The sequence below is a fragment of the Pseudogracilibacillus amylolyticus (SeqCode) genome (genome assembly GCF_051918545.1).
Classification (GTDB): Bacteria; Bacillota; Bacilli; order Bacillales; family Amphibacillaceae; genus Pseudogracilibacillus.
In genome coordinates, this window is sequence record NZ_JBPPZG010000139.1 from 1 (window position 1) to 9,966 (window position 9,966).

The 9,966-nt window shown below is 37.8% G+C and carries 7 protein-coding genes and 2 pseudogenes; 7 read left to right on the forward strand and 2 right to left on the reverse strand.

All coding sequences use genetic code 11. The features are described from left to right. The 5 genes from ACPYKA_RS14440 to ACPYKA_RS14460 all read left to right on the forward strand — a co-directional run. A partial coding sequence (locus ACPYKA_RS14440) for a TIGR02680 family protein (protein WP_479542936.1) occupies window positions 1-2,959 on the forward strand: 2,959 nt, incomplete at its 5' end. A gap of 306 nt (window positions 2,960-3,265) precedes the next feature. Next, complete coding sequence (locus tag ACPYKA_RS14445; protein WP_479542937.1) at window positions 3,266-4,567, forward strand: TIGR02679 family protein; 1,302 nt, start codon at window positions 3,266-3,268, stop codon at window positions 4,565-4,567. A gap of 441 nt (window positions 4,568-5,008) precedes the next feature. Then, complete coding sequence (locus ACPYKA_RS14450; RefSeq protein ID WP_479542938.1) at window positions 5,009-5,227, forward strand: hypothetical protein; 219 nt, start codon at window positions 5,009-5,011, stop codon at window positions 5,225-5,227. After that, window positions 5,220-5,483 (forward strand): type II toxin-antitoxin system RelE family toxin, encoded by a 264-nt coding sequence (locus tag ACPYKA_RS14455; protein ID WP_479542939.1) that lies wholly within the window; start codon window positions 5,220-5,222, stop codon window positions 5,481-5,483. Before ACPYKA_RS14450 ends, ACPYKA_RS14455 begins: the two co-directional genes overlap by 8 nt. 241 nt (window positions 5,484-5,724) lie before the next feature. Beyond that, on the forward strand, window positions 5,725-6,624 hold the full coding sequence (locus ACPYKA_RS14460; protein WP_479542940.1) for a DMT family transporter: 900 nt from the start codon (window positions 5,725-5,727) through the stop codon (window positions 6,622-6,624). A gap of 101 nt (window positions 6,625-6,725) precedes the next feature. Here the strand turns inward: ACPYKA_RS14460 and ACPYKA_RS14465 are convergent. After that, window positions 6,726-6,986, reverse strand: a pseudogene (locus ACPYKA_RS14465) (type II toxin-antitoxin system PemK/MazF family toxin); the annotation flags it as partial. A 56-nt stretch (window positions 6,987-7,042) separates the two neighbouring features. Then, entirely contained in the window at window positions 7,043-7,210 is a 168-nt protein-coding gene (locus ACPYKA_RS14470; RefSeq protein WP_479542941.1) for a hypothetical protein, read from the reverse strand. Window positions 7,211-7,492: 282 nt separating this feature from the next. Here ACPYKA_RS14470 and ACPYKA_RS14475 point away from each other — a divergent pair. Next, window positions 7,493-8,804: pseudogene (locus ACPYKA_RS14475) on the forward strand (MFS transporter). Window positions 8,805-8,993: 189 nt separating this feature from the next. Further along, on the forward strand, window positions 8,994-9,966 hold a 973-nt coding region (locus tag ACPYKA_RS14480; RefSeq protein ID WP_479542942.1), incomplete at its 3' end, for a TAXI family TRAP transporter solute-binding subunit.

Consider the following 9,966-nt stretch of genomic DNA (forward strand, 5'->3'; position numbering starts at 1 on the left):
TGAAATGACCGATCAGCTGATTGATTTAGCAGCAGACGCTGATGAAGCATCGTTTGAACGTCATCCGCTAAATGTACAAGACTTTGAACGATATAAAGAGGATGATTTTGATTTTACCGTCTGGAAAAAAGAAGCGGAGAATCACTATGAGCAGCTTGAATCGATTAGTGAACAATTCAGGGTATATGAACAAACGAAAAAAGAGATTGCCGAGACAGAAAAAGTCATCGCAGACACGCAACTTGACATCGATCAAATGAAACAAGACGAAAAAGATTGGGAACAAGTTTTTGAAAAAGATAAACAGGATAAAATCAATGAAATTCATGCATGGGTAGAAACACATTCCTTTTTTAATATCAATGCAGATATGTTACAACAAACGTCACGTGATCTATTAAGGTTGTATGAGCCAACACCTTTTGAGGCAATTCGTACACCATTTTCACATGCAAGTCAAAACTATCAATTACGGGTAAACGAAACAATTGCAACGAAAAATGCGGAAGTCACAGCGATTCAACAAGAAATAAGAGAACAGGAAAGTGAGTTAGCTGAATGGAAGAAAGAACGTGATCCCGAGCCACCAAATCAACAGACAGAAACAAAAGAAGCTCGACAACGTCTTCAAGCAGCAAATCACCCGTATATTCCGTTTTACGAAGCGGTTGAATTTCAGGAACATGTTGATGATGATGTACGGAAAAGAATCGAAGCAGCACTTATCGATGCCGGACTACTGGACGCACTCATTACAAATGGAGACATTCCGATTGAACATGACCGTGTAATCAACCCGAATCCACAAATGATGGCCTACACCTTAGCAGATTATCTGTTTCCAGATGTGGACGAAAATACAAAAGTTAAAGCATCCCGAATTGATGACGTATTACGAAGTATTTTAGTAGAAAGTGATGAAAACGAAGCCGCTACGATCCGAATTGACGGCACATACAATATCGGACTTGTCGAAGGACATGCTGTTTCAATTGAAAATGTACGATATATTGGAAAAAATGCCCGTAAACGGTATAGAGAAGAACAAATACAGATCATTACAGCCGAGATTGAAAGGCTGAACGCAGAAAAACAGAATATACTAAAGGAAATCCAAGTGCTCGATAAAAAAGTGCATGCAGCACAAACAGCAATGGAGCTTTTCCCAAATGACGATGATTTACAGGAAAGTTTCGAACAGATTAAAAAATGCCGCTTTCAGATCACCCAACTGGAAGAACAACTGTATAGATATGATGAAAAAATGCGCAATACCCTTGATGTTTTTCAAGCAAAAAAACGAAAACTAGACGCTGAAACAAGAGGATTAAACATTACGTTTACCCATGAAGCTTATCAAGATGCCATTCGAATACAGCGTCACTATGAAAAAGAATTAAGTGATTTAGAAAAACTGCATGTAACGTATCGGCATGAACAAAAAAACAAAGACCAAGCGGAACAGCGACTTGCAGAATTAGAAAGCGAAGTCGATGAATTAAAAGGAGAAGTCAATCTTCTTGAAGATAAGAAAACTCGACTCGAACAAAATATCGCTGAAATCGAACGCCAATTACAAGCGCATGGAATGGAGGATATCCGCAAGCAAATTCAAGATGTACAAAGAGAAATCGCCGAAACAAATTCGGAACTTAATACGAATCGAAATGTGCTACCGAAAAAAGAAGCTCACCTTGAGACGGTAGAGAATGTCATTTTGGAGCAACAACAAAAATTAAGTTTTTCGAAAGTGATTATTGAAGCGTGGAAAAAATTGTATGAACAAGAAGTGGATTATGCATTTATAGCATTGCCTGATGACCATGAAGATGATAATTTAGCAAAATGGATTATTAAAAAATACAAACATCAATTGCAGGAGCAAGCCAAAATTGAGAAGCAATTAACGGATGTGTTTTACGAACAACAACCGAATTTAATGGAGTATCGCATGACAGATCATCAGACACCTATCCCTGATTTGGAAGACTTAACGGGAAACTGGACAGATGAACAAAATATTTTGTTGGAAAACTGGAAAAATAAAGCGACAAGACGGATTATTCAACTTGATTTTCAAGGGAAGCGCCTTAGCCCATACTTTGTCCAAGAAATGGTAGAAGAAGATCGCTCCAGACAGCAGAATATGTTAAACGAACAGGACCGCCAATTATATGAGGAAATTTTATTTGACTCTGTCGGGAAAAAATTAAGAAGTCGCATTCATCGAGCACAACAATGGACGAAAAAAATGAATGATCTCATGGTAAATAGTGACTCGACTTCTGGAATTTCTTTTTCCATCCAGTGGAAGCCGCGAACCGCTGAAACAGAAGATGAACTTGATACGAAAGAACTTGTTGACTTATTACGGAGAGATCCTCGTCTATTAAAAGAAGAAGATTTAAATCAAGTGATGGAACACTTCCGATCAAAAATCGCACGTGCGAAAGAGCTGATTGAAATAAAAGGCGAGGGAAACACACTCCTCCAAGTGTTAAAAGAAGTGCTTGATTACCGTTATTGGTTTTCGTTTGTCTTATCCTATCAACGTGTCGGCGAACCAAAACGTGAATTAACGAATAATGCCTTCTACAAATTTAGTGGTGGGGAAAAAGCGATGGCGATGTATATCCCGTTATTTACCGCCTGCTATTCTAGGTATTTAGAAGCGGACAGCGCCGCACCTTACATCATTTCACTTGACGAGGCATTTGCAGGAGTAGATGATGACAATATTAGTGTCATGTTCCGAATTGTGGAGGAACTAGGATTTGATTATATAATGAATTCCCAAGTCCTTTGGGGAGACTATAACACGGTTTCTGCACTATCCGTTTGTGAACTTGTCCGTCCGAAAAACGCCAGCTTTGTTACGGTTATTCGTTATTTCTGGGACGGAAACACGAGGAAGTTAGTGGTGGATGAATTGGAAAAAGAGGAAAGTTTAATGAACTAGTTAGAAGAGGCGCGAAAAGCTAAGGCTTTGCGTCTCTATTTTTAGCAGATAAGAAAGTATAAAACTTCCCTACTGCTCACTGGCTAAAAGCGCGACGTCCTGGGACTGTAGCTACGCTTTCGTCCCACCGTAAAGATTTGTCGCAACGCCAGTACTAACACGTCCTGTGCGTCGTAAGTGCAACTAAGGCTTTCGCCAAGGCTTGCACTCTAGAGCATAAGTGCAACATCACCTCTGTCTTTCGCCAATCGGTGTGTTTTCTTTAGCGATAAGACAAGTTTTCTAATCGAAATAGAGGAGCACACAATGGAAAATCAATTATATGAAGCAACCCAATTTTTTAAAAGTGAAAAGGTATATGACAAACTTTTCAAAGCGTTTCGGAAAAAATATGAATCCCTTGGACGCATTGGGGGAACAGTTCCAGTCGGGAATTTTACCAAGAACGAATTGGAGGAAATAGGAAAGTTTTTTGGACTTCCGGGCGAACAATTAGGAATGAAAGGTTCGATTTCTTTAATAGCATTTGAAAAGCAAATCCAATTTACAAGATTTAGTTCAGTTACTTTAAAGCCATTATTGGATGCGTATTTTGGAGAAACGCTGATCTCTAAAAAAGAACAACGGATGGCAAGAGAAGCCAGTTTGCGTGAGTTTTTGATTGAGCGGCAAGAGCAATATCCGCAATTGGCTTTTTGGCTTCAGTTTTTGCAGGAACAAAAAAGAGAAGGACGCTGGATTGTTCAGATTGCCGAACAAGAAGTCTCCCATTTTAAAATGTTACTTGAAACATTGAATCGAGCATTTACCTCCTTGCCACAGCATGCGGAACGTTTACCGATGTTTAGCCAGCGCATTACAGGAGATCCACATGCCTTCGATTTACAGACAGATTTAGGGAGGATATTTATCCATCTGTTGTCAGTTCATAGAGCCGGGCAGGAAGAAGAAGGGAAGCTGATCGAAGTTCCGTCCAGTACAGAAGGAATAAATGAGCTATTTGAGCAGTATCATATTTACCGGGATGATTTATTAAACTTTGTAACTTGTGCAAATTTAATCGCTGAAACTATCGGTGGTGTACATCCTGTTTGGGAAGCGGCTGCTAAAGAGCAGACCGTGCAAATTGTTCCATTGCGGGAGCTAATTTCATTAGTTGGTGCTTATCCTATGGAAGGAAATGTCGTTTGGGTAGTAGAAAACTCAGGTGTCTGTGCAACATTGCTTGATCACAAACCGGATACACCAATTATTTGTACAAATGGTCAATTCACGCTTGCAACATGGTTAGTAATGGATTTATTAGTGAAAGCTAAGTGTAAATTATATTACGCTGGTGACTTCGATCCAGAAGGACTTGGTATGGCGCAACGACTTTTAGATCGACATCCAGATTCTGTCCGTCTATGGCATATGGATAAAGCAGGTTATCGGAAATCAAACCCAACAAAAGAAATATCGCACGAACGACTGGAAAAATTAAAAGGAATTTCGAATAATGAATTGGCAGAAGTTGCTGAGGAAATGAAGCGGATTGGAAAAGCAGGGTATCAAGAAGCGTTGTTGGACTGGATGGAGAGGGATATTAAGGGAAAGAAAATGAAGTGACTTAGATTGTTCGGTTGGAAATAGGGGCTTGTGTTGACGGTGATGCTAGCTTCTTTGTATCCACCTCCACGTGTTACCCCACTATTTGTCATCGTAGAACAGTTAGGTTTTTAGAATTATCCTCTTAAGGAAAATTTTTGCAAGACTACTTTACGATTATATACAGCCTCGGAAACAAATAATGACAAAAGAGAAATCACTCCACCATGCGTATTATAGAAATCACGAACTAGAAGGATGGATCGATTAGAGGAAAAAGGGCAATTAGAATTGTTTTAATGAAGGATTCCGTGCCTATGGAGGTGCGGGTTTTTACTAAAGTACTTTAATAAACCTCTGAAATTCGTTGGTGTAATGACAGGTCATTACAATGCAACCAATTGTGTGTTAAGATGATTTTATATAAAACATGATATGAAAAAACTAATTGGAGGTAAGGAAATGGGGATATCAAAGTGGGATTTATTTAAAAAAATTGAAGAAGTCCCAAAAGAAAAATATTCAGAAATACAAGAATATTTGGATCAATTACTTGAAAAGGAAGAAGTGATTTTAGATGAGAAGTCAAAAAATAATTTGAAAAAATCATTGAAAGAATATTCTGAAGGTGATTATCTAACATTTGATCAGGTTTTTGAAAAAGGTGACAATGATGTTTGAAATTCATTTTTCAAAAAGAGCAGGAAAATATATAAAAAAATTAGATAAACCGACAAAAGAAAGAATTAAAAAAGCATTATTACTTCTTGCTGAAAATCCATATGAAACAAATTTAGACATTCGTAAATTAGCGGGATATGATGATTCATTCAGATTAAGAATCGGCAAATATAGAGCATTATATAAAATTATGGATCATAAAGTTGTGATTTTTGTTTTTGATGTGGATAGTAGGGGTGATATTTATAAATCGTAACAATAAGATATTTATCTTCTATTTCTTCTTTTTTTAATATTTCTATTTATGACAATGTAATATCTATCTTATCGTTTGATCCTTAAAAAGGATAACAAATTATTCCTAAATAGCACTAGCTTTATCCTCTCTTTGCTTAAAGACTATGCCTCCATAAAATCCAAGTAACAATCTATAAACTTACCTGTTTTATTGATATGATAACTTTATTGTGTCTAATTTGAGAGGAGGAGCATGCCAGATGAACAAAAAATTCTTCACTTCTATTTTACATAACCATAGGTGGTATTTATGGGTACTGATTATTACGATAACCCTGTTATGGGGCTATGCATGGGTGCTGATGAAAGCATCTTTAACCTATATGGGGCCGTTCACGTTTACTGCATTTAGATTTGCTATTGGCTCGCTTACATTACTTTTAATCGTGTGGATTTTAAAATTAGGTATCCCACCGAAAAAATATTGGAAACACCTTATCCTCGTTGGACTCTTGCAAACAGCTGCAGTATTTTTACTTGTCATGTATGGCCTTCGTTTTGTCGATGCCGGGAAATCATCCGTACTTTTATATTCGATGCCAATGTGGAGCAGTTTTTTGGCTGTGAAATTTTTAGAGGAAAAATTAATAGTCAAACAGGTTATCGGGTTATTTATTGGCATGGTAGGGTTGTTAACGATTTTAGGTTGGGATATTTGGTTCGGTCAGAGCATGCAGATGATCTTTGGAGAAATCCTAATTATAATTGCAGCGATTGTTTGGGCAATATCTAATATTTATTTTCGTCTTCATCTTGAAAAATTGCCAAAAATCCAATCATCCGCTTTTCAAATGACGTTTGGAGCAATTGGAATCTTCGTTGCTGCGCTTTTTATGGAATGGGGAGAACCATTTTACCTTAACGCCCATAGTATTTATTATATTTTATTTACTGGAATACTTGCCTCCGCACTCTGTTTCACTGTCTGGTATTTCATTCTCAGTTTAATAGACATGGCAACAGCGACAATCGCGACATTGCTCGTGCCGATATTTGGATTAGTGTTTAGCGCGTTGCTTTTAGGAGAAAAAATGTCGTTAGGGATTATAGTAGGATCGGGCTTGATTATTTGTGGGATTGTTGTGGCGCAAAAGAAGTGAAAGTAGGTTGGAATTATGTGTATTTTTTGAAAACGATATATAGCAAAAGGAGTTAAAAGGGACCAACGCACTATATTCTATTTGTAATCTAAGGTATTGTTCTAAAACAAACTTCTGCACATATGTAGAACTCGTTCTAAATCATGTTTATGTAATGCACCTAGTCGGTGTTTCAATTCAGAACCGTGCACAGAAATAATTTTTGAAGTGCGCGCTACAGAAGGCTTTAACAATCCAGCTTCTTGCCAAAACTCTAGAACAACATCGAATTGACTTCGGGGATGTTGACTTGTTATTGGAGCAATAATGACATCCACATCCAATGCCAGTTCATTTCCGACTATAATAACCGGACGATGTTTAGTTTGATAGTGCCTTTAAACAGGACTTCAACCATACATCGCCCTGCTTCATTTTACTATTCATTATATATATCATCCTCCTCGTTATCCCACCAGGAAAAATTCTCGTTAAGCAAAATGACATCCTTAGACATATATTTATCATTAATTTTATCAAGTAACTTTCGTCTATCTACCTCCCTTAACATGTCGATTTCCTTAATAATTTTTTCAGGAGTAGACATATGTTTCACCTCCATTAAACTCCTCTTATTATAACTAATATTCAGGGAAAATATAAAATGTTATAAAGAAAGGTTCAAATTCAATGCCTGACAAAACGCATATCTTTCAAATAAATAATTGAGCGTTACGAGTGTTGTTTCATGGCTATAAAGGGAAAAGAAAGTAGAAGCTTAACTATTGTTCAATGAGAACTAACGGACTTATTACATTCTAATCTACATTCCATCTTCATATTATTGTTTATAAGCTTGACTCATAAACAATTGGCAAGGAGGATTATCATGAATAATGATAAAGAACTAAGAAGAGTGTTAATCGCAAGTGTAGTCGGAAGCTCTGTCGAATGGTTTGATTACTTTTTATATGGTACAGTAGCTGCCCTCGTGTTTAATCAGTTGTTTTTTGTGACAGACGATCCGGCATTTGGAACGTTATATGCTTTTGCGACATTTTGCTTTAGCATTTTTTATTAGACCTTTAGGTGGATTTATTTTTAGTCATATCGGGGATCGAATTGGCAGGAAAAAGACGCTTGTTTTGACATTGAGTCTCATGGGACTTGCTACTTTTCTGATGGGTGTGTTACCTACATATGGCCAAATTGGACTTTGGGCACCTGTATTATTAATTATTTTACGGTTAATTCAAGGGTTAGGCCTTGGCGGTGAGTGGGGAGGAGCGCTTCTTTTAGCGGTTGAGTATGCGCCGAAAGAAAAAAGAGGATTATTTGGAAGTGTCCCGCAAATGGGTGTCACGATTGGCATGTTAATGGGGACGATTGCACTTTCGATTATGACGCTTCTCCCACATGAGGCTTTTATGACGTGGGGATGGCGTGTACCATTTTTACTTAGCGCTCTACTCGTTATTTTTGGATTATGGATTCGAAAAGGGATTGAGGAAACGCCAACTTTTCAAAAAACACAGGAAAAAGGTGATATCCCCAAATTACCAATCGCTGATACATTCAAATATCATTGGCGGGAAGTGCTGATCGCAACCGGAGCAAAAGTAGTGGAGACTGCACCTTTTTATATTTTTGGAACGTTTATTGTTTCCTATGGTACGCAAAACTTGAACTACAATCAAACGTCGATACTGATGGCGGTCACCGTTGCGACGATTATTACGACGATTTTAATGCCTGTCATGGGGAGTTGGTCGGATAAAATAGGGCGAAAAAAATTATATGTTGGCGGAACAATTTTAATGATTTTGTATGCCTTCCCTTATTTTTGGTTAATTCATGCCGGATCCATTGCCTTACTGTTTGTAGCAACAATTGTCGGACTCGGAATTATTTGGGCACCAATCACCGCTGTCTTAGGGACGATGTTTTCAGAAATTTTCAGCGCAAATGTCAGATATACCGGTATTTCTCTCGGATATCAAATTGGAGCAGCAGTTGCAGGGGGTACGGCTCCTTTAGTTGCAACAGCATTGTTGATTAGATTTAATGACTCCTATATTCCGGTAGCAATTTATATTATCTTTACAGCGCTTATTTCGCTTGTGGCGATTTGGACGGTGAAAGATCGCTATAATGAAGAGTTGGATGAAGATTTGGCGGCGGTAGAGGAGAAAGCAAATTAGAAATGTGTTGATGATAAAAATATTTCTAGCAAAAACGTGGAGCAATCCACGTTTTTTTTGTATGTGTTGAAATCTAAAACCGTACATTTTAATTCTAAAGTTTCCATCACGAACATATTGTGATTATAAGCTCGGTGTACAAGTTTAAATAAAATTCTATGAAGTACAAAAATATAGGGAGGTATTTTTGTGAAAAAAATCTTTTTATTTGTTTTTGCTTTAATTCTAATTTTAGCGGCTTGTAGTGATGGGGAAAATGATGACACAAGTGAAGACGGAGTGGACGATGAGGCGGATACAAATGCTGAGTCAGATGAGTCATTCGATGATTTATTTATCACCATCGCAACCGGTGGAACGTCCGGCGTATACTACCCGCTGGGAGCTGGATTTTCAACGATTTTTGAAGAACTAGGAATTGATGCGTCTGTTCAAGCGACACAGGCTTCAGTCGAGAATGTAAACTTAGTTTTGGAAGGTTTAGCCGAAGTTGCGCTTATTACAGGGGACACAGCGTTTCAAGCATACGAAGGAACAGGTCCATTTGAAGATGAGGGGCCGAAAGAAGATTTACGGTCTTTAGCAGCACTATATCCTAACTATTTACAAATTATAACGACGGAAGACTCAGGCATTAACTCATTTGCAGACTTAAAAGGGAAGAAAATTTCCGTTGGTGCACCGAACTCCGGTACCGAATTAGCGGCGCAAGTTTTATTAGAAGGACATGGGTTAAGTTACGATGATATTACACCTGATTATTTATCATTTGCGGAGTCTGTTGACCAAATTAAAAATGGATTAGTAGATGCAGCAATTTTAAGTAGTGGCATTCCGAATTCAGGAATTATGGACTTAGATACGACCGATGGAATTAAATTAATTCCGATCGAAGAAGATGCGATGGAGTATTTGACGGAAAAATATTCTTACCTGGGGGAAACGGTGATCCCAGCAAATACGTACAGTGTTACGGAAGATGTTCCTGCCCTTGAAATTACCAATGCGATGATCGTAAGTAAGGATTTAACAGAAGATGAAGTCTACCATATGACCAAAGCTATTTTTGAAAACGTGGATACATTAATAGAAACGCATAGCGCAGCGGAAGACATTGATGTTTCTAAAGCAACAGAAGGGTTAAGTATTCCACTACACCCAG

Excerpts from the sequence above, each read along its gene's own strand:
- ACPYKA_RS14445 (WP_479542937.1), top strand. The coding sequence starts at position 3,266 with ATGGAAAATCAATTATATGAAGCAACCCAATTTTTTAAAAGTGAAAAG.
- ACPYKA_RS14450 (WP_479542938.1), top strand. The coding sequence starts at position 5,009 with ATGGGGATATCAAAGTGGGATTTATTTAAAAAAATTGAAGAAGTCCCA.
- ACPYKA_RS14455 (WP_479542939.1), top strand. The coding sequence starts at position 5,220 with ATGTTTGAAATTCATTTTTCAAAAAGAGCAGGAAAATATATAAAAAAA.
- ACPYKA_RS14460 (WP_479542940.1), top strand. The coding sequence starts at position 5,725 with ATGAACAAAAAATTCTTCACTTCTATTTTACATAACCATAGGTGGTAT.
- ACPYKA_RS14470 (WP_479542941.1), bottom strand. The coding sequence starts at position 7,210 with ATGTCTACTCCTGAAAAAATTATTAAGGAAATCGACATGTTAAGGGAG.